General features: G+C 66.5%; 26 protein-coding genes and 1 pseudogene. 7 read left to right on the forward strand and 20 right to left on the reverse strand.

Annotation, left to right across the window (positions count from 1 at the left end):
- Together AC14A7_RS12885 and AC14A7_RS12890 are read right to left on the reverse strand one after the other, a co-directional pair.
- Positions 1–208 (reverse strand): annotated as a pseudogene (locus AC14A7_RS12885) (hypothetical protein); the annotation flags it as partial.
- On the reverse strand, positions 205–966 hold the full coding sequence (locus tag AC14A7_RS12890) for an ABC transporter ATP-binding protein (RefSeq protein ID WP_484009679.1): 762 nt from the start codon (positions 964–966) through the stop codon (positions 205–207). The pseudogene AC14A7_RS12885 and the gene AC14A7_RS12890, both read right to left, overlap by 4 nt.
- Positions 967–1,056: 90 nt before the next feature.
- Here AC14A7_RS12890 and AC14A7_RS12895 point away from each other — a divergent pair, with 90 nt between their 5' ends.
- A complete protein-coding gene (locus AC14A7_RS12895) occupies positions 1,057–1,569 on the forward strand; it encodes a hypothetical protein (RefSeq protein ID WP_484009681.1) in 513 nt (170 codons plus the stop codon).
- On the opposite strand, the gene AC14A7_RS12900 is transcribed toward AC14A7_RS12895, so the two are convergent.
- The 11 genes from AC14A7_RS12900 to hrcA all read right to left on the reverse strand — a co-directional run bounded on the left by AC14A7_RS12900 (position 1,566) and on the right by hrcA (position 11,142).
- On the reverse strand, positions 1,566–2,237 hold the full coding sequence (locus tag AC14A7_RS12900) for a response regulator (RefSeq protein WP_484009683.1): 672 nt from the start codon (positions 2,235–2,237) through the stop codon (positions 1,566–1,568). The two genes, AC14A7_RS12895 and AC14A7_RS12900, sit on opposite strands and share 4 nt — an antisense overlap.
- Entirely contained in the window at positions 2,234–3,442 is a 1,209-nt protein-coding gene (locus AC14A7_RS12905) for a sensor histidine kinase (protein WP_484009685.1), read from the reverse strand. Before AC14A7_RS12905 ends, AC14A7_RS12900 begins: the two co-directional genes overlap by 4 nt.
- A gap of 93 nt (positions 3,443–3,535) precedes the next feature.
- Positions 3,536–4,432: a GTPase Era gene (gene era / locus AC14A7_RS12910; protein WP_484009687.1), complete on the reverse strand. Its 897-nt coding sequence runs from the start codon at positions 4,430–4,432 to the stop codon at positions 3,536–3,538.
- Positions 4,429–5,730: a hemolysin family protein gene (locus tag AC14A7_RS12915; protein ID WP_484009689.1), complete on the reverse strand. Its 1,302-nt coding sequence runs from the start codon at positions 5,728–5,730 to the stop codon at positions 4,429–4,431. Before AC14A7_RS12915 ends, era begins: the two co-directional genes overlap by 4 nt.
- Positions 5,731–5,736: 6 nt before the next feature.
- Entirely contained in the window at positions 5,737–6,195 is a 459-nt protein-coding gene (gene ybeY / locus AC14A7_RS12920) for an rRNA maturation RNase YbeY (RefSeq protein ID WP_484009691.1), read from the reverse strand.
- Positions 6,195–7,136, reverse strand: a complete 942-nt coding sequence (locus tag AC14A7_RS12925) for a PhoH family protein (protein ID WP_484009762.1) — start codon at positions 7,134–7,136, stop codon at positions 6,195–6,197. The genes ybeY and AC14A7_RS12925 overlap by 1 nt, the downstream gene beginning before the upstream one ends.
- A gap of 49 nt (positions 7,137–7,185) precedes the next feature.
- A complete protein-coding gene (locus tag AC14A7_RS12930; RefSeq protein ID WP_484009693.1) occupies positions 7,186–7,527 on the reverse strand; it encodes a histidine triad nucleotide-binding protein in 342 nt (113 codons plus the stop codon).
- 10 nt (positions 7,528–7,537) lie between these two features.
- Entirely contained in the window at positions 7,538–8,224 is a 687-nt protein-coding gene (locus AC14A7_RS12935; RefSeq protein ID WP_484009695.1) for a phosphotransferase, read from the reverse strand.
- Positions 8,221–8,934, reverse strand: a complete 714-nt coding sequence (locus AC14A7_RS12940; RefSeq protein ID WP_484009697.1) for a 16S rRNA (uracil(1498)-N(3))-methyltransferase — start codon at positions 8,932–8,934, stop codon at positions 8,221–8,223. The genes AC14A7_RS12935 and AC14A7_RS12940 overlap by 4 nt, the downstream gene beginning before the upstream one ends.
- Positions 8,935–8,948: 14 nt before the next feature.
- On the reverse strand, positions 8,949–10,061 hold the full coding sequence (gene dnaJ, locus AC14A7_RS12945; protein WP_484009699.1) for a molecular chaperone DnaJ: 1,113 nt from the start codon (positions 10,059–10,061) through the stop codon (positions 8,949–8,951).
- Positions 10,062–10,119: 58 nt separating this feature from the next.
- Positions 10,120–11,142: a heat-inducible transcriptional repressor HrcA gene (hrcA, locus tag AC14A7_RS12950; protein WP_484009701.1), complete on the reverse strand. Its 1,023-nt coding sequence runs from the start codon at positions 11,140–11,142 to the stop codon at positions 10,120–10,122.
- A gap of 209 nt (positions 11,143–11,351) precedes the next feature.
- Between hrcA and AC14A7_RS12955 the strand changes: the two genes are divergently transcribed.
- Both AC14A7_RS12955 and AC14A7_RS12960 read left to right on the forward strand, forming a co-directional pair.
- Positions 11,352–11,741, forward strand: coding sequence for a DUF4870 domain-containing protein (locus AC14A7_RS12955; protein ID WP_484009703.1), 390 nt, complete (start codon positions 11,352–11,354; stop codon positions 11,739–11,741).
- Positions 11,742–11,815: 74 nt separating this feature from the next.
- A complete protein-coding gene (locus AC14A7_RS12960; protein WP_484009705.1) occupies positions 11,816–12,190 on the forward strand; it encodes a DUF4870 domain-containing protein in 375 nt (124 codons plus the stop codon).
- Positions 12,191–12,216: 26 nt separating this feature from the next.
- Here the strand turns inward: AC14A7_RS12960 and hemW are convergent, their stop codons facing one another.
- Positions 12,217–13,437 carry a radical SAM family heme chaperone HemW gene (gene hemW, locus AC14A7_RS12965; protein WP_484009706.1) on the reverse strand — a complete coding sequence of 407 codons (1,221 nt, stop codon included), beginning with the start codon at positions 13,435–13,437 and terminating at the stop codon, positions 12,217–12,219.
- Between the two features lie 58 nt (positions 13,438–13,495).
- Between hemW and AC14A7_RS12970 the strand changes: the two genes are divergently transcribed.
- Both AC14A7_RS12970 and AC14A7_RS12975 read left to right on the forward strand, forming a co-directional pair.
- A complete protein-coding gene (locus tag AC14A7_RS12970) occupies positions 13,496–14,167 on the forward strand; it encodes an HAD family hydrolase (protein ID WP_484009708.1) in 672 nt (223 codons plus the stop codon).
- A 197-nt stretch (positions 14,168–14,364) separates the two neighbouring features.
- Positions 14,365–14,568 (forward strand): cold-shock protein, encoded by a 204-nt coding sequence (locus AC14A7_RS12975; protein WP_484009710.1) that lies wholly within the window; start codon positions 14,365–14,367, stop codon positions 14,566–14,568.
- A gap of 105 nt (positions 14,569–14,673) precedes the next feature.
- On the opposite strand, the gene AC14A7_RS12980 is transcribed toward AC14A7_RS12975, so the two are convergent.
- The 3 genes from AC14A7_RS12980 to AC14A7_RS12990 form a co-directional block, all read right to left on the reverse strand.
- The gene (locus AC14A7_RS12980) at positions 14,674–16,461 is read right to left on the reverse strand and encodes a DEAD/DEAH box helicase (RefSeq protein WP_484009712.1); all 1,788 of its coding nucleotides are present in this window, start codon (positions 16,459–16,461) and stop codon (positions 14,674–14,676) included.
- Between the two features lie 11 nt (positions 16,462–16,472).
- Positions 16,473–17,756 (reverse strand): DNA polymerase IV, encoded by a 1,284-nt coding sequence (gene dinB, locus AC14A7_RS12985; protein WP_484009714.1) that lies wholly within the window; start codon positions 17,754–17,756, stop codon positions 16,473–16,475.
- 109 nt (positions 17,757–17,865) lie between these two features.
- A complete protein-coding gene (locus AC14A7_RS12990; protein WP_484009716.1) occupies positions 17,866–18,132 on the reverse strand; it encodes a GlsB/YeaQ/YmgE family stress response membrane protein in 267 nt (88 codons plus the stop codon).
- Positions 18,133–18,306: 174 nt separating this feature from the next.
- Here AC14A7_RS12990 and AC14A7_RS12995 point away from each other — a divergent pair, with 174 nt between their 5' ends.
- Positions 18,307–19,068 carry an SGNH/GDSL hydrolase family protein gene (locus AC14A7_RS12995; protein ID WP_484009718.1) on the forward strand — a complete coding sequence of 254 codons (762 nt, stop codon included), beginning with the start codon at positions 18,307–18,309 and terminating at the stop codon, positions 19,066–19,068.
- 24 nt (positions 19,069–19,092) lie between these two features.
- Here the strand turns inward: AC14A7_RS12995 and AC14A7_RS13000 are convergent, their stop codons facing one another.
- The 3 genes from AC14A7_RS13000 to AC14A7_RS13010 all read right to left on the reverse strand — a co-directional run bounded on the left by AC14A7_RS13000 (position 19,093) and on the right by AC14A7_RS13010 (position 22,409).
- Positions 19,093–20,199: a fatty acid desaturase family protein gene (locus tag AC14A7_RS13000; protein WP_484009720.1), complete on the reverse strand. Its 1,107-nt coding sequence runs from the start codon at positions 20,197–20,199 to the stop codon at positions 19,093–19,095.
- Between the two features lie 130 nt (positions 20,200–20,329).
- Entirely contained in the window at positions 20,330–21,550 is a 1,221-nt protein-coding gene (locus AC14A7_RS13005) for a D-alanyl-D-alanine carboxypeptidase family protein (protein ID WP_484009722.1), read from the reverse strand.
- Between the two features lie 52 nt (positions 21,551–21,602).
- The gene (locus AC14A7_RS13010) at positions 21,603–22,409 is read right to left on the reverse strand and encodes a TrmH family RNA methyltransferase (RefSeq protein WP_484009724.1); all 807 of its coding nucleotides are present in this window, start codon (positions 22,407–22,409) and stop codon (positions 21,603–21,605) included.
- Between the two features lie 95 nt (positions 22,410–22,504).
- On the opposite strand from AC14A7_RS13010, the gene AC14A7_RS13015 reads away from it, so the two are divergent.
- Positions 22,505–23,356 carry a Sir2 family NAD-dependent protein deacetylase gene (locus AC14A7_RS13015; protein ID WP_484009764.1) on the forward strand — a complete coding sequence of 284 codons (852 nt, stop codon included), beginning with the start codon at positions 22,505–22,507 and terminating at the stop codon, positions 23,354–23,356.
- Positions 23,357–23,363 lie beyond the last annotated feature (7 nt).

Raw genomic sequence — 23,363 nt, forward strand, 5'->3', positions numbered from 1 at the left:
CAGCGCCGACGTAGATCGCGATGACGATGAAGACGTAGGCGAGAAACCCGAGGAAGAAGACGACGGTGTCGCTCTGGCCGGTCACGGAATCGGCGAGGATGATCTGGGTCAGCACGGTGAAGAACTCCAGAACCGCGACGCCGAAAGCACTGCTGAGCGCCGCAACGAGCACGCTGGGGATGTGCTCGCGGATGCCGCGCGGGATCATGCGCGCGCCTCCATTCCCAGCATGAGGGCGCTGATCTGCTCTGCCGAGGACTTCGGCAGGTCGTCGACCACGTGGCCGTCGGCGAGGAACACGATTCTGTCGGCGTAGCTGGCGGCGATCGGGTCGTGGGTGACCATCGCGATCGACTGGCCGTAGTTGCGGCTCGCGGCTCCGAGCAGGGAGAGCACCTCTCGGCCGGTGCGAGAGTCGAGGTTGCCCGTTGGCTCGTCGGCGAACACCAGGTCGGGGCGGGTGCCGAGGGCACGGGCTATGGCAACACGCTGCTGCTGACCGCCAGAGAGCTCGTGCGGGCGGTGTGCGAGGCGGTCGACGAGACCGAGCGAGGCGACGAGCTCGTCGATCCACGCGCCCTCTGCCTCGGTCGGGCGGCGTCCGTCGAGTTCGAAGGGAAGAAGGATGTTGCCCATCACGTCGAGCGTCGGCACGAGGTTGAAGCTCTGGAAGACGAATCCGACGCGACGGCGCCGGAGCACCGTCAGTGCGTCATCCGCGAGGCTGGTGATCTCGGTCTCGCCGAGCCACGCACGCCCCGTCGTCGCGGAGTCGAGCCCGGCCATGATGTGCATGAGCGTCGACTTGCCGGAGCCGCTCGGGCCCATGATCGCGGTGAACTCTCCGCGATTGATTCCGATGGTCACCTCTGACAGCGCGGCAACGGGGTTGCCGTGGCTGCCGTACGACTTGGAGAGCGATTCGACGCGGGCAACGAGCCCGCTGGTGTGGCTGGAATTGGTCATGGCCCAAGGCTAGGAATCACTGTCGCCGGTTGAATCGGGCGCACGTCTCGACCCGCTACATCGTGAGGATGACGTCGCTAGTATTCGAGCGTGTCCACAGAGCCAGAGACGATAGCTGTCCAGCACGAGTACATCGTCGACGGTGAGTTCAGCCCTCGGATGGCGCGCGCCTTCACGGCGTTCACCTTCAGCCGGCCAGCACTCATTGCGACCTTCATCGTGCTCGCGCTGCTCGGCGTCGTGCTTCTCGTGCTCGCGGCATGGATCGACAACCCGGTTTTCGCGGCGCTGGGAGTCGCCTACGTACTCTTCATCCCCGCCTATGCCCTCGTCGTCTACCGTCGCACGCTGAGAAGCAACGCACGGCGGCTGCCGGTGGGATCGCGCATCGCCGTCGGTCTCGGGGAGTCGGGCATCCGAACGGAGGGTCCGCTCGGTTCCGGGGTCTCCGCCTATCGCGCATACCGCAGCGTCACGGTGGCCGGCAGTTTCGTCATCTTGCGACACCAGGGCATCCGGGTGTTCTCGTTGTTTCCCGTCGAGCTGTTCCCCGGCAGCGACCTCGATACGCTGCGCGGCGCGGTGGAGAAGGCGAACCGCTAGCTGGTCAGGCCGTTCTCGTAGGCGAAGACCACGAGCTGCACCCGGTCACGCAGCCCGAGCTTGGCCAGGATGCGGCTGATGTGCGTCTTCACCGTCGCCTCGCTGAGAAACTCGGCCTTCGCGATCTCGGAGTTGCTGAGCCCGCGCGAGGCGAGGGTGAAGATCTCGCGCTCCCGTGAGGTGAGCTCGCCGAACGATGCCGGCACCTCCAGCGCCGACGATCGGGAGTCGAAGTGCTCGAACAGCTCGCGCGTCTGGCCTGCGGCGATGACGGCCGTGCCAGCGTGAACCGTGCGGATGGCCGCGAGCAGGAACTCCGGCTCCGCATCCTTGAGGACGAAGCCGCTCGCCCCGCCCCGAATGGCGCGGGCCGCCGCCTCGTCGAGGTCGAAGGTCGTCAGCACGATGATGCGGGGCGCTCGTGATCCCGTCGCCTCCGCGTTCTCGAGGATGCGCCGGGTCGACTCGATGCCGTCCATGACGGGCATTCTGATATCCATGAGCACCACGTCGGGGCGTGCGGACGACGCGATGGCGACGCCCTCGACCCCGTCACCGGCCTCGCCGACGAACTGCAGGTCGGGCTGCGATGACACCAGCATGCGGATTCCCGCGCGAAACAGGGCCTGGTCGTCGACGAGCGCGACCCGGATGCGCGCGCCGCTCACGCGCGCACCACCGGGATCGGCATGGTGGCCACGACCGCCAGGGTGGAGCTCACGACGAACCTGTCGCCGCGCTCCCCCGCGAAGAAATTGCCGCCAGCGAGAATCGCGCGCTCCCTCATGCCGTCGATGCCGTGCCCTGCCTTTCGCTTGTCGTGCGGTGTGGTGCCGAGCGCGCTGGAGACGCTGACGGTGAGTGTGCCAGGGCCCCAGGCAAAAGCCACCAGCACCTCGCGGGAGGTGTCGCCGTGGCGGAGGGCATTGGTCAGCGACTCCTGCACGATGCGGTACACGGCGAGCTGCTGGGCAGTGCCGAGCGGTTCTGGGGTTCCGGTGTCGCGGCGAACGATATCGAGGCCGGAGGCCCTCATCTGGTCGAACAGCCGGTCGAGGTCGACCAGCGTCGGCTTCGGCGACTCCCCCTGACGGTGTCGAAGCTGGCCGAGCAGGATGCGAACGTCACCGAGCGCCTCGCGCGCCGTTCCGGAGATCGTGGCGAGCGCCGCGTCGGCCGCCGCTGGATCCGCGGTCATCGCATAACGAGCCCCGTCTGCCTGTGCGATGACGACCGCGAGCGAGTGGGCCACGACGTCGTGCATGTCGCGGGCGATGCGGTTGCGCTCCTGCTCGATGGCGACATCGCGTTCCGCATCGAGCTGCTCTGCCTCTGCCGTCGCCTGCGCGAGGCGGCTCTCCCGCGTCGTTCGCAGCGACCGCATCAGGAGGCCGAGCGACCAGCTGAGCACGAACAGTGCGAGCCCGGCGGTGAAACCGCCGACGAAGATGGCGGAGTACCGCGGAAGGTTGCCTAGAACCTCGCGGGCGAGGTTCGACCAGTCACTCGAGCTCGCCGCACCCTGCCCGAGCAGGTAGATCGTCGCGACGAACGAGCCGACACCCGTCGAGATGAGCCCGAGCCACTTCACCACCGGCGTGCCATAGGCCGCGGTGGCGAACAGCATGAGCAGGATCGCCGCGTTCGAGAGGTCGGGCGACAGCCCGAAGGCGAGCTGCACGATGACGCTCGCCCACGCGAGTGCGAGCGCGAGTGTCGGAGAGAGCCGGTGGATGGCCACGACGGTCGCCATCCCGACAACCACCACGAGCATCGCCAGCGAGTCGTAGCCAAGGGTGGACCGCAGCAGGAAGGCGATGGCGGCAATCGAGACGTCGATTGCGAGCTGGCGCATCTTCAATGGGCGGAACACGCCACTAACGCTAGATCGTCGGGGGTGGGTTATCGAGCCGCGCGGGCTTTCGCCATCCCTGCGGAGCCAAGAATCATCCGTGCGATGTATGGGTCAGAAGCCGAGTCGGCCGAGCAGCTTCGCGTCGCGCTGCCACTCCTTCGCCACCTTGACGCGCAGCGAGAGGAAGACCTGGTGCCCGACGAGCTTCTCGATCTCTGCCCTGGCCCTGGCCCCGACATCCTGCAGTCGAGAGCCCTGGTGGCCGATGATGATGCCCTTCTGGCTGTCGCGCTCGACGAACAGGTTGGCGTAGACGGAGAGCAGCTCGCCGTCCTCCCGCTCGACCATGTCGTCGATCGTGATGGCGATGGAGTGCGGCAGCTCGTCTTGCACGCCCTCGAGCACCGCCTCACGGATGAGCTCGGAGATGCGTGCCTCCAGCCCTTCGTCGGTGCGGGCCTCCGGTGGGTAGAGCGGCTCGGAGAGTGGCATGAGCTTGATGAGCTCGCGCGTGAGCACGTCGAGCTGGATCTTGCCGACGGAGGAGATAGGAATCACCGAGTCCCAGTCGCGCAGCTCGCTGATCGCCTGCAGCTGCTCCGCAACCGCGGGCCGGCTCGTCGTGTCGATCTTCGTGACGATCGCGACCTTCTTCGCCCGGGGAAACGCATCGAGCTGCTCGTTGATGTACTTGTCGCCCGGTCCGACCTTCTCGTTGGCCGGCATGCAGAACCCGATGACGTCGACTTCCCCGAGGGTGTCTTGCACCACGCTGTTGAGGCGCTCGCCGAGAAGGGTTCTCGGGCGGTGCATTCCGGGGGTATCGACGACGATCAGCTGGCCGTTCTCGGCGTGCACGATGCCGCGGATGGCGCGACGGGTGGTCTGCGGCTTCGAGGAGGTGATCGCCACCTTCTCGCCGACGAGTGCGTTGGTCAGCGTCGACTTGCCGACGTTCGGGCGGCCGACGAATGAGACGAAGCCAGCGCGGTAGGAGGGATCGGTCATTGGTCGTCTCTTTCTGGAGTGAATGCCTGCTGGGCGCTGGCGAGTGCCTCATCGCGCTCGACGAGCACGGTGACGAGCTGCTTGCGCCGCCCCTCGGTGCGCTCGGCAGTGAGCACCAGCCCGGAGACGTTGGCGCTGGATCCTGCGACGGGAAGGCGGCCGACCGCCTTGGTGAGGAGGCCGCCGACGGTGTCGACGTCGTCGTCATCCAGCTGGATGCCGAAGAGGTCGCCGAGCTCGTCGACCGAGAGGCGTGCGCTGACCCGGTAGACCCCCCCGTCGAGCTGCTCGAACTCGGCGATGTCGTTGTCGTACTCGTCGGAGATGTCGCCTACGAGCTCCTCGATGAGGTCTTCGAGCGTGACCAGCCCGGCTATCCCGCCGTACTCGTCGACGACCATGGCGAGGTGGTTCGACTCGAGCTGCATGGTGCGAAGCAGGTTGTCGGCCTTCTGCGACTCTGGAACGAAGAGGGTAGGGCGCGCAATCGCGACGACCGGGGTCTTCGATGCGTCCTTCGGTCGCTCGAAGCTGAGCCGTGCCACGTCGCGAAGGTAGAGGATTCCGAGCACCTCGTCGACGTCGGCACCGGCGACCGGGATTCGAGAGACGCCCTTGCTGAGGAAGAGCGACATCGCCGCGTCGACGGTCTCGGTACTGTCGATCGTCACCATGTCGGTTCGCGGGATCATGACCTCGCGCACGACGGTGTCGTTGAACTCGAAGATCGAGTGGATGAGCTCACGGTCGTCCTCCTCGAGCACGTCGAGCTCTGTCGCCTCGTCGACCATGCTGAGCAGCTGCTCCTCGCTGGAGAAGCTCGCTGCACGCGGCCGGCCAGGGGTCACGCGATTGCCGAGGGCGACGAGCGCGTTGGCGATCGGCCCGATGGCGATGCGGATGCCACGGATGAACGGTGCGGCAAATCGAAGGATGGCACGCGCGTGCGCCCGCCCGACGCTGCGCGGGCTCGAGCCAACCAGCACGAACGACGCGGCCGTCATGATGAGCGCGGAGAACAGCAGCGCCCACCACCACTCCGTGATCGCATAGGCGAAGCTCAGCGAGACGAGAACGGCCGCGGTCGTCTCCGATACCACGCGCATGAAGTTGATCGCATTGATGTGGGCGCCGATGTCGTTCGAGATCGCGATGAGAGCCTTGCCGGAGCGCGATCCGATAGCCATGTCGACGATGTCGTTGCGACTCACCACCGTCAACGCGGCATCGGCCGCAGCGAGCAGGCCGCCGATGGCGACGAGCAGCACCGCCGCGCTGACGAAGAGCGGGATTATCACGGGGAGCTACCGACGTTCGGAGAGTGTGAACCCGAGGAGGATGTCGCGCTGGATGCCGAACATCACCTTCTCCTCGTCGGGCTCTGCATGGTCGAACCCGAGAAGGTGGAGCAGCCCGTGGGTGGTCAGCAGCAGCAGCTCGTCGAGCGTGGAGTGCCCGGCGGTCTCCGCCTGGGCGATCGCGACCTGCGGGCAGAGCACGATGTCGCCGAGGAGTCCTGGTGGAGTCGGGGCGTCCTCCGTGCCCGGGCGCAGCTCGTCCATGGGGAAGCTGAGCACGTCGGTCGGGCCGGGCTCGTCCATCCACTGCACGTGCAGCTGCTCCATGGCGGCCTCGTCGACGAGCACGATCGCGAGCTCTGCGTCGGGGTGCACGTGCAGCTGGTCGAGGGCGAAGGTGACGAGTCGCTGAATAGCGGCCTCGTCGACGGCGATCGCCGATTCGTTGTTGATCTCGATCGACATCAGCGCGTCTTCTTCCTGTGCTCTCGCGCCATCTTCTCGGCGTCGTACCGGGTGTAGGCGTCGACGATCTCGCCGACGAGGGTGTGGCGCACCACGTCGTCGCTCGTGAGTCTGGCGAAGTGGATGTCGTCGATCCGGTTGAGCACGCTCGTCACGAGCTGAAGGCCGCTGGCACCCGTGGGCAGGTCGACCTGCGTCACGTCGCCCGTGACGACGATCTTCGACCCGAAGCCGAGGCGCGTCAGGAACATCTTCATCTGCTCAGGGCTCGTGTTCTGCGCCTCGTCGAGGATGATGAACGCGTTGTTGAGCGTGCGACCGCGCATGTAGGCGAGCGGCGCGACCTCGACGGTGCCCGCTGCGAGAAGCTTCGGCACGATCTCGGGATCCATCATCTCGTTGAGGGCGTCGTAGAGGGGCCGAAGATACGGGTCGATCTTGTCGGTGAGCGTGCCGGGAAGGAACCCGAGGCGCTCCCCCGCTTCAACGGCGGGGCGCGTGAGGATGATGCGCTCGACCTCTTTGCGCTGCAGCGACTGAACCGCCTTGGCCATCGCGAGATAGGTCTTGCCGGTGCCGGCTGGCCCGATGCCGAAGGTGATGGTGTGCTCGTCGATGGCGTCGACATAGGCCTTCTGGCCAAGGGTCTTCGGTCGGATGCTCTTGCCGCGGCTGGTCAGGATGGCCTGGCTCAGCAGCTCTGCCGGGCTCCCACCTCCCCGCTGGAGGATGCGCGCGGACTCGGTCACCTCGGTATCGCCGAGGTCGACTCCGTTGCGAACCATGGTCACCAGTTCGACAACAAGCTCACGGGCGGCCTCGACCTGGGCGGGTTCCCCGTCGAGCTCGATGTGGTTGCCGCGCACGAGAACGCGAACAGACGGGTGCGCGCGCTCGATGGTGCGCAGCAGCCGGTCCTGTGGCCCGAGCAGCCGAACCATGGCGACGCCATCGACGTCGAGTTCGACGTGTGCTGACAGTGACTCTTCGCTACTTGGCAAGGGTTCCTTCTTCTAGCCCGCCCGCGAGGATGTGGGCGTGCACATGGAAGACCGTCTGGCCGGCACCGGCGCCGGTGTTGAACACGAGCCGGTAGTCGCCGTCGGCGATCTGGGATGCCACAGAGACCAGTTCTGCCAGCAGCGCCGGGTCACCGGCGGCGAGTTCCGCGACATTGGCGTACTCCGAGGTCTTCGGAACAACGAGGATGTGCACGGGAGCCTGCGGCGCAATGTCGCGGAAGGCGATGATGTCGTCTGACTCGAACACGATGTCTGCCGGAATCTCGCGCGCGATGATGCGCTCGAACACGGTCGGGCTCTCAGTAGACATATCCCTCATTCTACGCTGGGTGATCCCAGAGGGACCGGTAGTACCGGATGCGCTCCTCGTCTCGATCGACGCCGTACGCAGCGAAGAACGCCGGCTGCCATCCCTCGCCGAGGTTCCAGTCAAGGCTCATCGACGCGACGGCGAGGTCGGCCCAGCGATCGGCCAGCCCGAGGGAGCCGAGGTCGACGTGCGCGACCCATCGCCCGTGCGCGTCGACGAGGGTGTTCGGCAGGCACGCGTCGCCGTGGGCGACGACGAGCTGATCGACGTCGGGAGCGTCGATGCCTCCCCTGCTCTGCGCAGACCAGTCGAAGGGGCACCACTCCACCGGGAGGTTCTCGTGGAGGGCGCGGAGGCCCTCGCCAAGCGCAACCGCCGCAGCGCGCGGATCGCTCGTCAGCGTCACGGCCGACACGCCGTCGATGGCTCGCGTCAGCATCCACTCGCCGTCCTCGTCGACCCCATGGCCCAGCACAACGGGAACCGGGTGGAACGTCGCGGCCCACTCGAGGCGCTCGCGCTCCGCGGCGAGCGAGAGCCCGGCTGGCACCCACTTGAGGTAGCGGTCGCCGAGCCGCATCGTGAGGCCTCCGTCGAGGTTGAGCCAGACCGGTTCGACCGGGTCGGTGCCGGCGAGGCGGCTGGCAATCACGGGAAGCGGGGTGCCAGCCGGGGGTGGGCCGGCGAGCCTTGTCACCAGCGGCCGAGCCGCGCGTTCAGCACGGCGAGTGCGGCAGGGCCGGCTGTCGACGTGCGCAGCACCTCTGCGCCGAGGCGCACCCGGGTGCCGCCGAGCACTGCGAACTCGCGCTCGTCGATGCCGCCCTCCGGGCCGACAACGAGATGGATGCGCCCTGCGGTCGGCAGCACGACCTCGCTGAGGCGGGTGGTCGCCGTCGGATCGAGCACGAGCACGGAGTCGAGCGCGCCGATCGAGGCAGCGCTGGCAACGGGCTCCACCGCGGGAACCCAGGCCCTGATACTCTGCTTGCTCGCCTCGCGAACGATCGACTCCCACCGCGCTCGCCCCTTCTCCGCCTTGGCGGCATCCCACCGCGACACCGATCGGGAGGCCGACCACGGGATGACGCCGCTGGCGCCCAGCTCGGTGGCCGCCTGAACGGCGAGCTCGTCGCGATCGCCCTTGGCCAGCGCCTGCACGAGCCAGAGCTCTGGCGAGGGGCGCTCCTCATCGCGCACGCTCTCGACGAGAAGGGACAACGCACCCGGCTCGATCGCGCTCACCGCGCCAGAGACCACGAGTCCGCGGCCGTTGCCGATCGCGAGGCGCTCACCGACCCGCGTGCGCGAGACCGTGATGGCGTGCTTGGCGTCCTCCCCCATCAGCACGACAACGGCGCCGACGGTCGCCGACTCTAGTGCGCTGCTGAGGTAGAGCGAGGCCACGGGAGGCAGCCCTGCTAGAAGCTCAGGAAGCGGTCGCGCACCTTGGCGAAGAGCCCCTGCTGGAACTTCGAGAGGATCGGCGGCGGCGAGCTGTAGCTCTGCGCGAACTGCTGGATCAGCTCCTTCTCCTTGGAGTTGACCCGTGACGGGGTGAGCACCTGCACGCCGACCTTGAGGTCGCCGCGACCGCCGCCACGCAGGTGCGTGATGCCGCGCGCCTTGACGGTGATGATCTCTGCGCTCTGGGTGCCCGGCTTGATCTCGATCGGGATCTCGCCATCCAGTCCCTCGATCACCGTCTTGGTGCCGAGGATCGCGTCGGCCATCGATACCTCGACGGTCGCGAGGAGGTCGTCGCCGTTGCGGCTGAAGATGTCGTCGTGCTTGACCTTGATCTCGAGGTACAGATCGCCGCGGGGACCGCCGGCCGGGCCGACCTCGCCCTGCTCCTGCAGCTGAAGGCGCAGCCCGGTGTCGACGCCAGCAGGGATGTCGATGGTCATGGTGCGGCTCGCGCGCACGCGCCCCTGACCGGCACACGTGACGCAGGGGCTCGGGATGACGGTGCCGAACCCGCGGCAGGTGCCGCAGGGGCTGGAGGTCATGAGGTTGCCGAGCAGGCTGCGAACCGCCCGCTGGATCTGGCCGGAGCCGTGGCAGATGTCGCAGACGACAGCGCGGGTGCCCGGCGCGCAGCAGCTGCCCTCGCAGGTCTCGCACAGCACGGCCGTGTTGACCTCGATGTCGCGCTTGGTGCCGAACATGACCTCGGCGAGCTCGACCTCGACTCGCAACAGTGCGTCCCCGCCGCGCTCGGTGCGGGAGCGGGGTGCGGCTCCGCTGCCTCCGGCGCCGGGGGCGCCTCCGAAGAAGGTCTCGAAGATGTCGCCGAAACCGCCGAAGCCGCCGGCGCTGAACCCGGGGGCTCCGCCGCCGTCGTAGTTAGCGCGCTGCCCTGGGTCGCTGAGCACCTCGTAGGCGTGGGTGACCTCTTTGAACTTCTCCTCTGCCTCCTTGCCCGGATTCACATCCGGGTGGAACTCGCGAGCCATCCGGCGGTACGCCTTCTTGATCTCCTCCGGCGATGCCGTCTTCTCGACACCGAGTACGTCGTAATGGTCAGCCACAGTGGTTCTTCGTCCTCACGGTTGGAATTCTAGGCGCGTGCCAGTGCATCGGCATTGGTTAGTCGGTGCCGAGCAGGCGAGTCAGGTATCGGGCGACAGCGCGAACCGCGGCCATGTTGTTGGAGTAGTCCATGCGAGTCGGGCCGAGGACGCCGAGTCGGGCGACGGTGCCTCCAGAGGTCGTGTAGCCGCTGGAGAGCACCGACGTCTCGCCGAGGCCGAACTCCGCGTTCTCCCGGCCGATACTCACGGCCACGCCGTTGCGGTCGGCCTCGACCTCGCTGAACAGCTTGAGCAGCGTGACCTGCTCTTCTATTGCCTCGAGCACCGGGTAGATGCTTCCGGTGAAGTCGTTCTCCGTGCGCACGAGATTGGCCGCCCCCGCCATAACCAGCTTCTCCTGGCGATTTGCCGCGACCTGGTCAAGAAGACTCGATGTGATGTCGGTGACGAGGTCGGCCCGATCGGCAGCGAACTGCGACGGGAACGAGGCGAGAATGGATGCCGCCTCAGCAAGCCCAAGGCCGCCGATCGAGGCATTGAGCTTCGATCGCAGCTCGGCGATGTCATCGACGCCGACATCCGCTCGCAGGTCGATGATGTTCTGCTCGACCCGCCCGCTGTCGGAGATGAAGACGACCATCACTCTGCGCGCGCTGAGCGGCACAAGCTCGATGTGCCGCACCCGTGACTTCGCGAGCGAGGGATACTGCACGAGGGCAACATGGTTGGTTAGCTGCGAGAGCAGTCGAACGGTGCGGGCGAGCACGTCGTCGAGGTCGACCGACTGGCCGAGGAATGTCTCGATCGCCTGACGCTGGGCAGAGCTCAGTGGTCGGAGGTCGGCGAGCTGGTCGACGAACACCCGGTAGCCCTTGTCGGTCGGCACCCGACCGGAGGATGTGTGAGGAGCTGCGATGAGCTCTTCCTCCTCGAGACTGGCCATGTCGTTACGGATCGTCGCCGCGGACACACCGAACGAATGGCGCTCGACGATCGACTTGGATCCGACGGGTTCGCGGGAGGCCACATAGTCCTGCACGATGACGCGAAGCACCTCGAGACCACGATCCGAGACCACGAACACCCGCCTTTCCTGTGCTAGCACTCCGTATGCCTGACTGCCAATTGTATCGCGACACACAGCGACGAAGGCGTTGCACGCATCGTTATCCAAGCGCTAGCTTGTCTCTGTGCTTGCGCGCGCCCCTCATACGGGGTGCGAGCATGAGCGCAAGCCCCGAGACACACCACGGGACCTACCCTCGTTCACCTGAAAGGCAACGACACATGACTGATTCAACTCCGGCTCCGGTTCCGGCCGCCCCCCTCTCCGAGACCGAGGACCGCCAGTGGGCGAGCTTCGCGCACCTTGGTGGCATCATCGGCATCCTGCCCTCGCTCATCATCTGGCTCATCTTCAAGGACCGCGGCGCGTTCACGAACACCGAGGCGAAGGAGGCGCTGAACTTCCAGATCACCGCCCTCATCGGCCAGGTTGCGATCATCATCATCAACACGATCCTGACGGCCGTCACCTTCGGCATCTGGGGCCTCATCGGCTGGATCCTGCCGCTCGCCCTCTGGGTTGTCACGGTGATCTTCTCGATCCAGGGCTTCCTCAAGACCAAGGACGGCGTCGCATACCGCTACCCGTTCGCCCTGCGCCTCATCAAGTAGTCATTTCGCAGCTCGCCTGCACTCAGAACGGCCCCGGGGTTTGCTCCGGGGCCGTTCTGCTGTTTGATGGCCCCATGAGCACGCCGCCTCCCGCCAACCCGTACGTGCAGTCGCAGACCCCGATGAGCCCCAGTGACGAGAAGCTCTGGGCGACGCTCATCCACATCGGAGGCTTCGTGTTTGTCGGATTCTGGGCCGGGGTCATCGGCTACCTCGTGCTCAAGGACCGCGGCCCGTTCATTCGCCAGCACAGCGCCACCGCGCTCAACTTCCAGCTCACGATGCTCATCGCTCTCGTCGTCGGCTTCGTGCTCTCGCTCATCGGCATCGGCATCCTCCTGCTGCTCGCCGTCTACGTTCTGCAGATCGTGTTCGGCATCCTTGCGGCGATGGCAGCGAACCGCGGCGAGTACTACACCTACCCGCTCTCGATCCGCTTCGTGAGCTAGTCGAGTAGCCCCTAGTTCAGCTGCGGCTAGTCCAGCAGCCTGCGCACGACCGAATCGGCCAGTAGCCGGCCGCGCAGCGTCAGCACGACAGTGCCATGAATGGCTTCGGCTGCATCGACCAGTCCATCGGCAATGAGGCCGGCGACCGCCCGTCGACCGGATGCCGTAAGCACGGCGATCGAGACCCCCTCGCGAATGCGCGTCGACAGCAGCACTCCCTCGACCCGCCGAGTCTCAGCGTCGAGCGTCTCGCGCCCGGCACCCGGTGAGTGCCCTGCCGCGATGCGGTCCGCGTAGGCGGATGGATGCTTCACGTTCCACCAGCGCACTCCGCCGACGTGGCTGTGCGCTCCTGGCCCGATTCCCCACCAGTCGTGCCCGCGCCAGTAGGCGAGGTTGTGCCGACTCGCGGTGTCGCCAGCGCGCCAGTTGCTTACCTCGTACCACTCGAAGCCGGCCGCGGAGAGCAGCTCGTCGGCGAGCTCGTACATGTCGGCCTGCAGGTCGTCGTCTGGCATGGCCAGCTCACCGCTGCGGATCTGCCGCGCGAGCTTCGTACCGTCCTCCACGATGAGGGCGTAGGCACTGAGGTGGTCGGGGTGCTGGGCTATCGCATGCTCGAGCGACGTGCGCCAGTCGTCGATCGACTCGCCGGGTGTGCCGTAGATGAGGTCGAGGCTGACGCCGAGTCCCGCCTGACGCGCCCACTCGACGACCAGCGGTATCCGGTGCGGGTCGTGCGTGCGCTCGAGAGCGGCGAGCACGTGGGGCACCGCGGACTGCATGCCGAACGACACCCGGGTGAATCCTGCCTCGCGAAGCGCGACCAGGTAGTCGAAGTCGACGGAGTCGGGGTTCGCCTCCGTCGTGATCTCCGCGCCCGCAACCACGCCCCACTCGTCGACGATCGCGCCGAGTATCGCAGCGAGATCGGATGCCGGAAGCAGCGTCGGGGTTCCCCCACCGAAGAACACCGTCGACGCTGGCCTGTCTGGAAGGCCGGATGCCCGCAGCACCGACCCGGCAAGCGAAACCTCGGTCGCCGCCTGGCCGGCGTAGTCGCTGCGTCGAGCCCCGCGCAGTTCGTCGGTCGTGTAGGTGTTGAAGTCGCAGTATCCGCAGCGCACGCGGCAGAAGGGCACGTGCACGTAGACCCCGAAGTCGCGCTCCGTCGCTCCATCCAGCACAGACGGCGGGAGCATGCCGTCGAGCGGGGCCGGGTCGGCGAGCGGGAGGGCAGACGGCATCCGTCTAGTCTCTCAGCTTTGGGAATCGAGGTGCCGTCGGTGATGGCACGATGGACTCGTGACCAACTACATACTCTGGGACGTCGACGGAACGCTGGTGCGCAATGGCAAGGATGCGGGCAACCTGTACCACGAGGCCATCGAGTTGGCAGTGGGTCACGCGATCGCGGTGCGCCTTCCCAACACCCACGGCAAGACCGACGGCCAGATCCTGCGGGAGTCGCTCGCCGCGCACGGCCTCCCAGAGTCGCTGCACGCGAGCGCATCGGTGCACCTCGACGAGCTGTCGCGGCTGCGCCACGAGAGCGGCAGCCATCGCGAGATCTGCCCAGGCGTCCTTTCGGCCCTTGCCGCGGCATCCAGCGCTGGATGGGTGAACGCGCTTCTGACGGGCAACTCCGCCAACCGCAGTCGCTACAAGATCTCTGGCGCCGGCATCGACCCGTCGCTGTTCGACTGGGACCACTCCTACTTCGGCCACGAGACGCCGGTGAGGTCTGACCTCACGCGTGCAGCGAAGGCGGACCACCCGTCTGACGCGCTCGTGATCGTGGGCGACACGCCCGGCGACGACATCGCCGCGACAGCCGCTGGGATCCCTTTCCTGGCCGTTGCGACGGGCGTGTACCCCGCTGACGACCTGCGCGAAACGGGCGCAACACTCGTCATGGACGACCTGGAGTCCGGGCTAGATAGCCTCATCGGAGCCCTCGCAGAGCTCTCTGGCTGACCTCCGCCCTCGTTCGGGGTACATTTCGGTCGCATTACAGCAGGTTACTTTTGGGTTCCAGTTATTCTCGTTTTCACTCACGAGGGCAATATCTGCTATAGCCTTAGCCACAACCGCGCATTGTCAGTGATGATGGCGCGCGGCAACGGTTTCGACAATCGGAACCAAGTAGAAACGCTCCTGGAGGAGTTTTAAAAATGGCAACAGGCACAGTCAAGTGGTTCAACGCAGAAAAGGGCTTCGGCTTCATCGCTCCTGAGGATGGTAGTCCGGACGTTTTCGCCCACTACTCGGCAATCACGGGCTCGGGCTACAAGTCTCTCGACGAGAACCAGAAGGTCGAGTTCGAGATCACGCAGGGCCCCAAGGGCCCGCAGGCGGAGAACATCCGCGCACTCTAGTCTTTGTATTCATTAGATACACCAGACTGAACGAAGAAGCCCCGGGCAACCGGGGCTTCTTTGTTTAACCCGCACGGGACGCGGTGAGACCCAGTGCGCCGAGATCTAGTGCGCCGACTTCGACAGCTTGCGAAGGTAGTCGATGCGCGCCTGCAACTGCGACACGGTCGCCTGTGCGACTGCTGGCCCACCGCACACCCGGCGCAGCTCGGCATGGATGATGCCGTGCGGCTGACCCGACAGCTTGGCCCGCATCGACACGAGCCCGTTGAGCACCTTGCGCTGGTCTTTGAGGGTGCGGTAGAGCGGCGGCGGCGTGCGCTCCTCTGGAGGGAGCGCCTGCTCGCGGGCCGACGACCGGCGGGACTGGCGCGCCTGGCGCGCCTGCAGCACCTCGCGCACCTGGTCGGGCTCGAGGATTCCCGGGATACCGAGGAAGTCGTGCTCCTCATCGCTGAGTGTCTCCGCGGCGAAACCGAACTCCGCGCCGTCGAACAGCACCCGGTCGAAGTTGGCATCCGACTCGAGGGCCTTCCAGTCATACTCCTCTGTCAGGCTCTCTGAGACGCTCTCGCTGGTCTCCGCCTCGACGAGGAGTGAGTCGTCGAGCAGCGTGTCTCCAGAGTCGCGGTCGAGCGCGTGGTCGCGCTCCAGCTCGAGGGCGTGGGCGAGGGTCATGAGGGTCGGCACGCTGGGAACGAAGATCGAGGCGATCTCGCCACGGCGGCGCGCACGAACGAATCGCCCCACCGCCTGCGCGAAGTACAGAGGGGTGGATGCCGAGGTCGCGTAGACGCCGACGCACAGTCGAGGAACGTCGACGCCCTCCGACACCATCCGCACGGCCACGAGCCAGCGGCTCGTGCCCTGCGAGAACGTGTCGATCCTGTCGGAGCCGGCCTTCTCGTCAGAGAGGACGACGGTCGGCTTCTCCCCGGTGATGCGCTGCAGCAGCTCTGCGTAGGCGCGGGCGTTCGCCTGGTCGGTTGCGATGACGAGGCCACCGGCGTCGGGGATGTTGTCGCGCACCTCGGTGAGGCGCCGGTCAGCCGCGGCGAGCACCGACGGCATCCACTCCCCCTCTGGCGACAGCGCGGTTCGCCATGCCTGGGCGGTGACGTCTTTGGTGTCGCCCTCGCCGAGCCGCGCCTCCATCTCGTCGCCCGTCGTGGTGCGCCAGCGCATGCGGCCGGCGTAGGCCATGAAGAGCACGGGGCGCACCACGCCGTCGGCGAGAGCGCGACCGTAGCCGTAGTTGTAGTCGGTGACAGACGTGCGGATGCCCGCGGCATCCGGTGCGTAGGTCACGAAGGGAATCGGGGCAGTGTCGCTGCGGAAAGGGGTTCCGGTTAGTGACAGCCGCCGTGTAGCCGGCCCGAAGGCCTCACGGATCGCATCGCCCCAGCTCAGCGCGTCGCCACCATGGTGCACCTCGTCGAGGATGACGAGGGTGCGGGCCGACTCTGTGATGCGCTTGTGCAGCTCAGCCTTGATCGCGACCTGCGCATAGGTGACCGCGAGTCCGTGGAAGCGCCGACCGCCGAATGCATCGCCATTGCGAAACTCTGGGTTCAGTCGGATGCCGACCCGGTGGGCGGCATCTGCCCACTGGCGCTTCAGATGCTCCGTCGGAGCCACCACTGTGACCCGGTCGACCACACGGCGGGCGATGAGCTCTGTCGCCAGACGCAGCGCGAAGGTGGTCTTTCCTGCACCGGGCGTGGCCGCAGCGAGGAAGTCGCGTGGCTCGCGCTCGAAGTAGAGGTCGAGCGCCTCGGCCTGCCAGGCGCGAAGGCGATCGGCGGTTCCGCGCGCTGCGCGCTCTGGGTAGGAGGGTGAGAGGTGCTCTGCGGCGAACGTTCCCACGATGCGGGTGGGAGGAGTTGTCGTCACTTGATCAGACTTTAGTCGACGCCTCTGACAGGGGCGTTTCTGACATGCCCGGTCACCTCGGCCTGGATGTCGCGCTCGATCGAGCGGCCATTGCTGTGGTGGAGAAGCGAGGCCTGCGTGACGGTGCCGCGGCCGAAGCGCTCGGCAACCGCGTCCATCACTCCCTCTGTCTGGGTCCAGGTCTCGTCGACGTCCCACAAGGTCGACGAGCCCGCCGTGCCGAGCTGCTCCGCGCGAACACCGATGAGCCGCACGGGCTCGTCGCGGCCGAGGGCGCGGTAGAGGGTCATCGCCTCCTCGAAGATGCGGCGACCTGTCGATGTGGGGTCGGCGATCGTATGAGAGCGGGTGACGGTGCTGAAGTCGGAGAACCGCACCTTGATGGCCACGGTGCGCGTTGACATGCCGGCCTCCCGCAGTCGCACGGCGACCATCGATGAGAGCCGCAGCAGTTCTCGGCGGATGATGCGCTCGTCGGTGATGTCGACGCCGAACGTCTCCTCATGGCCGATGCTCTTCTCCTCTGCTCTCGGCTGCACGGTTCTCGGATCGATGCCCCAGGCGAGATCGTGCAGCTTTGCGCCGGCGCCCGGCCCGATCATGCGCGTGAGGGTTGCCACTGGGGTGTCGGCGAGATCGCCGATTGTGTGAAGGCCGAGGTTCTTGAGCGTGGCCTCCGTCTTGGCGCCGACGCCCCACAGCAGCGAGATCGGCAGGGGACGCAGAAACTGAACCGTCTCCTCTCGCGGCACCACCAGGAGGCCGTCGGGCTTGGACTGGCCCGATGCGAGCTTCGCGACGAACTTGGACGCCGCCGCACCGACGCTGCACACGAGCCCCGTCTCTGCTCGCACCCGCTCGCGCAGAATAGTCGCCACCCGCACGGGGCTGCCGATGACCTTGCCAGCGCCGGCGACGTCGAGGAAGGCCTCGTCGATGCCGAGCCGCTCGACGGATGGCGTCAAGTCGTCGCAGATGCCGAAGACGACTCGCGAGTAGTGCTGGTAGCGCTCGAAGTGCGGTTCGAGGATGACAGCCTGAGGGCACCGTCGCTTGGCCAGCGCGAGCGGCATGGCGGAGTTGACTCCGAACCTTCGCGCCTCATAGGTGGCTGCCGTGACGACGGACCGCGCCGCGTCGTGAGCGACGATCACCGGGAGACCACGGAGGTCTGGCCGTTCGAGCAGCTCGACCGAGGCGAAGAAGGCGTCCATGTCGACGTGCAGGATCGTTGCGGTGCTGTCGTCGACATCCAGCGCGCTTGTCAGTCGCGCGCTGCCGTCCTGCTTGCCCATGCAGCCAGTCTCGCACCAGCTGCCGACTCCGACCGGTGTGACCCGTTAAAACACCGCACCCGGCTCACCCTTCGAGGGGGCGAACCGGGTGCGGTCGAGCTAAGGGGTATTAGGCCCGGCGCGAGCCTCGCGTGACGAGGCCGTAGATCAGGAGCACGAGAATCGCACCACCGATCGCGAGCAGCCAGGTCTCGAGCGAGAAGAAGCCCTCAAGCCCGATGCCAAACAGAGCGCTGCCGATGAAACCACCGAGAAGAGCACCAACGATGCCGAGGATGATGGTGACGATCCAGCCACCTCCCTGCGCTCCCGGGAGAATCGCCTTCGCGATAGCGCCGGCAATTAGTCCAAGAAGAATCCATCCAATGATGGTCATAACGACCTCCCAGTCGTTCAGTGTTTCCGCCCCGGGTCTCGGGGCCATGAACGAGCTTGGCATCGCCCCCGGATGGGGGGCAACCCCTTGCGCTGGACGTTGCCTGACTGTTAGGTGGACGCACATGAAGCGCTCAGGTTGGCGCACGCGTGATGGGAGGAGCAAGATTGGAACATGCCTCAGCAGCACCCGTGGACCCGCTTCGTCGCCATCGGTGACTCGTTCACCGAGGGAATCGGCGACCCGGAGCCAGCAAGCCCTGGGGGTCATCGGGGCTGGGCCGACCGCGTCGCCGAAGTGCTCGCGGCCGGCACCGACGACTTCGCCTACGCGAACCTTGCCATTCGCGGCAGGCTGCTGCAGCAGATCCTCGACGAGCAGGTCGAGGCCGCGATTGAGCTCAAGCCAGACCTTGTGTCGGTGTCTGCGGGCGGCAACGACATCATCCGGCCAGGCACCGATCCCGACGACGTCGCGGCCAGGTTCGAGACGGGGCTTGCACGCCTCAGCAGCACCGGCGCGACGGTCGTCATGTTCAACGGCCCCGACATCGGCATGACACCGGTGCTGAGCCGGGTGCGCGGCAAGGTTGCGATCTACAACGAGAACCTGCGTGCTCTCGCCCAGAAGTACGACGCGGTCGTCGCCGACATGTGGGCTCTGCGAGAACTCAGCGATCCACGGATGTGGGCACCCGACCGCCTGCACTTCTCCCCCGTCGGCCACCAGACGGTCGCGCGTATGGTGCTGGCCGCCCTCAACGTCGAGAACGACCTTGAGCCGTTCGAGGCGGAGCCGCTGCCGCGCGTGGCGTGGCGACAGGCGAGGGCAGAGGATGCCGTGTGGGCACGCACCCACTTTGTTCCGTGGGTGCTGCGACGGCTGCGCCACCAGTCGAGCGGCGACAACGTCTCGCCCAAGCGGCCGGGCTTCTAGAGCCCGGCGCTCATCAGTCGACGGCTAGCGGCCGTAGGCCTGAGCCTCTGGGCACGCCCACGACTTGCTGCCAGCAACGAGCCCAACCCGGTTGAGGTACTCGAGCACGAGTGCCTGCGCCGCGAAGTAGTTGTTCTCCGAGTACTCGATGTCACGGGCGAGGCAGTACTCCTTGACGATCTCGTTCGCCTTGCGCAGGTGCGGTCGCGGCATGCTCGGGAAGAGGTGGTGCTCTACCTGGAAGTTGAGACCGCCCATGAAGTGGTTCATGAACCATCCGCCGGTCACGTTACGGCTGGTGAGCACCTGACGGCGGAGGAAGTCGACCTTGCTGTCGGCGGGCAGGATGCGCATGCCGACGTGGTTGGGCGCGAACGATGCACCCATGTAGAGGCCGAAGATGGCCAGCTGCACACCGAGGAAGGCGAAGGCCATACCGAGTGGCAGGAAGTAGAACACGACAGACAGGTAGGCGATGTTGCGGATCGACAGCAGCACGATCGAGAGGGCGCGCTTCTCGACCTTCTTGCGCGAGAAGACGGTGCTGTAGGCCAGTCGGTGGAGGTTGATGCCCTCGAGAAGCAGAGCGGGGAAGAAGAGCCAGGCCTGACGACGGCTGATCCACGCCGCAGGGCCGCGGAGGGCGGCGGCGTCCTTCTCCTGGAAGATGATGAAGTCCGGCTCGATATCGGGGTCTTTGCCAACCGTGTTGGGGTTGCCGTGATGGCGGGTGTGCTTGTTCATCCACCACGAGTAGCTCATTCCGACGAAGAAGTCGGCGAGGATGCGACCGCTGAGCTCGTTGGCCTTACCCGACTCGAACACCTGGCGGTGTGCGGCCTCGTGGCCGAGGAACGCGTACTGGGTGAAGAGGATGCCGAGCACGCCGGCGATGATGAGGATGAACCAGCTGTCCTGCAGCAGGGCGAACCCGACCCAGGCACCGGCGAACAGCACCGTGATGACCGCGAACGTGGCGATGTAGAACCCGGTACGGCGGCGAAGCAACCCTGCGTCGCGCACCGTGTTGAGCAGCGCGGAGAACTCCGACACGGGATTGCCGATGCCACGGGGGCCGGTGCGGACGACACGGGAAGCAGGTACGCCAGAAGCGGCGGCTGGAATTGTCAACGGACCTCTAAGACTGCAAGTCGACTTCCCAGCCAAGCGATTACGGGCAACTGCCCAACGGATGACCCCAGAATAATGGACAACGCTGAGAATCGGTTGCGACTGCCCGAAGTGGGGTGGGAGTGATCGTCTAGAACAGCTCGGTGGGGTGTGAGAGCCGCCAGCCGACGCCGGGGTCATCGATCGTCGACTCGAGTTCGAGCGGCACTTGCACGGTGGAGGTGCCAACGGTGAAGGTCAGGGTACCGACGTTCTCCCCCTCCACCCCGAGCGTCACCGGGCGCGCCTGAACGAGCAGGCTGATCGCCGTGTCCGACCACACCACGATGGAGGCGTCGTCGGCTGCCACGACCTCTGACTCGTCGCCCCACAGGGTCGAGTAACTGCCGTACTCCTGCCCGGCCACCGTGAGATCGACCTGCTGGAAGCCGGGCCTGACGCTGGTGAGGAGCGTGACGACATCCTTGTCGAGCACGGTGTGGTCCTCGGCGCCCAGCATGACGCCGACGATTGTCACAGTGTGGTCCCCGACCTCGTAGTCGGCGGCGAACAGCAGGTTGGCCTCGTCGAGGGTTCCCGTCTTGATGCCGCGCACTCCGGCATCCCCGAGCAGCTTGTTGGTGTTCTTGATGTCGCCGACGCTGGGAATCGAGACCTTCTTGGTCGAGACGAGCTCGGAGACGAGCGGATCAGCCAGCGCCAGCTTGCCGAGCTCGATGAGATCGGATGCCGCACCCACGTTCTGTGGATTCATGCCGGTCGAGTCGGCCAGCACCATCGTCGTCAGGCCGTGCTCTGCGAGCCAGGCGTTGGCGACCGGCAGGAACTCCGCCTCGGAGCCGAATGCCCAGTTCACCAGGCTCTCGGTGTAGTTGTTGGCGCTGGCGACAAGCGTGAGCTCGAGCACCTCGCGGTAGCTCAGCACAAGACCCGCACTCACCGGCTTCACCGACCCGTAGCGCTTGAGATAGTCGTTGTAGAGCGCGACGTCTGCCGCGGTGAAGGCGATGTCGGGTCCGGCCTCGTCGACACCGAGCGGCTTGGCCTCGAGTGTCACGAGCACGGTGACGATCTTGGAGATCGAGGCCAACGGCAGCGCATCACTGGTGCCGCTCGAGGCGAGGATGCCGGGGAAGCCGACCGCGCCAACGGCAGTGGCGCCGTAGCCGGGGAAGGTGAGAGTCGGCGCGGCCGTGACAGGAGCGACATACGGATCGAGCTGGGCAGCGTTTGCATGCAAGGGCGCCAGCAGGGTGAACGGCAGGTAGAACGCCGTTGCGAGCACGAGACCGAGGCCCCCGAAGACGGCCGTGCGACGGCGGCGCAGAATCTGTCGTCGGGAGAGCGGCACCGGTCAATCGTAATTCGCGATGAGCGTCACGCCTGACAGCCGAGCCGGTGCGCTACGGCTTCACCCGCAGCGCGTATAGGGCTACCGCGGATGCCGCAGCGACGTTGAGCGAGTCGACGCCGTGCAGCATCGGGATCGTCACGATCGAGTCGGCGGCCGCGAGGGCTGGCTGACTGAGACCGTCGCCCTCGGCTCCGAGCAGGATCGCAACGCGCTCCGGCGGCGACGCGGCAAAGCTCTCGAGACTGACCGCGTCATCCGCGAGCGCCAGCGCCGCGATGTGGAAGCCAGCGTCCCGCAGCACGCTGGCGGCCTCCGGCCACTCGGGAAGCCGGGTCCACGGCACCTGCAGGACGGTGCCCATGCTCACCCGCACGCTGCGCCGGTAGAGCGGGTCGGCGCAGCGAGGTGTCACGAGCACGGCGTCGGCGCCGAGACCGGCGACGGAGCGGAAGATCGCACCGACGTTGGTGTGGTCGACGACATCCTCGATCACGACGACGCGACGCGCGTTCTGCAGCAGCTCCGAGGGATCGACAAGCTCTGGACGGTGCATCGAGGCAAGGGCTCCGCGGTGCATCTCGAAGCCGGTGAGCTGCTCGAGCAGTTCGGTCGTGCCGATGAACACCGGCACGTCGTGGTCGGCCAGCAGCCGCTCGACCTCTGGCAGCCACTGCTCGAGCAGCAGCACAGAGCGAGGGCGATGACCGGCGGCGAGAGCGCGGGCAATGACCTTGGCAGACTCGGCGATGTAGAGCCCACCAGCGGGCTCGCTGACCCGCCGAAGGGCCACGTCTGTCAGGCCCTTGTAGTCGGCAAGGGCCGGGGTCGAGAGGTCGGTGATGCGGTGCACCTGCATGGGAATGAGCCTCTCTTGACAGCGTTTGGAAACATATCCGAAAACTGCGGTGTTTAGTCTTACAGGAGCAACGAGAGAAAGGCGCGTTCATGTCGATGTCGACTGTGCCTGTTCCGGCGCTTCCCGACCTCGCGGCAGAGCAGTTCGAGCGAGCAGTCGACATCCTGGCTGGCAAGGAGATCGCCGTGCTCACGGGCGCGGGCGTGAGCACCGACTCCGGCATTCCCGACTACCGCGGTGAGGGTGCCCCAGCGCGCACGCCGATGACCTTTCAGCAGTTCATCGTCGACCCCCAGTATCGCAAGCGCTACTGGGCTGGCAGCCATCTCGGCTGGAGCCACTTCGACGCGGCTCGCCCGAATGCCGGGCACATCGCCCTCGCCGAGATGGAGGCCGCTGGCATCGTCAACGGCGTCGTCACCCAGAACGTCGACGGCCTCCATCTCCGCGCAGGATCGCAGCGCGTCGTCGACCTGCACGGCACCATGGACAAGGTGCGCTGCCTCCGCTGCGGCCAGGCGTTCGCGCGATCCGACATCGCGACGCGCATCAGCGCGGCAAACCCGTGGCTCGAGGCCATCGACCCCGCCGCGATCAATCCGGATGGCGACGCCAGCGTCGCATCGTTCGACGACTTCGTGACGCCCGACTGCACGGTGTGCGGCGGGGTGCTCAAGCCCGACATCGTGTTCTTCGGGGAGTTCGTGCCGACAGAGAAGTTCGGTGAGGCAACGGCACTCGTCAAGAAGGCGGGCGCGCTCATCGTCGCCGGGTCCTCGCTCGTGGTCAACTCCGGGATCCGGCTCATCGACCAGGCGACCCGCCGGCACATCCCTCTCATCGTGATCAACCGCGGCGAGACGAAGGGCGACACGAGGGCAGCGGTCAAGATCGACGCGGGCGCCAGCGAGATCCTCCTCGCCCTGCAGGACCGACTCTCCCGCTAACCGGGCT

It is taken from the genome of Conyzicola sp. (assembly GCF_057073975.1).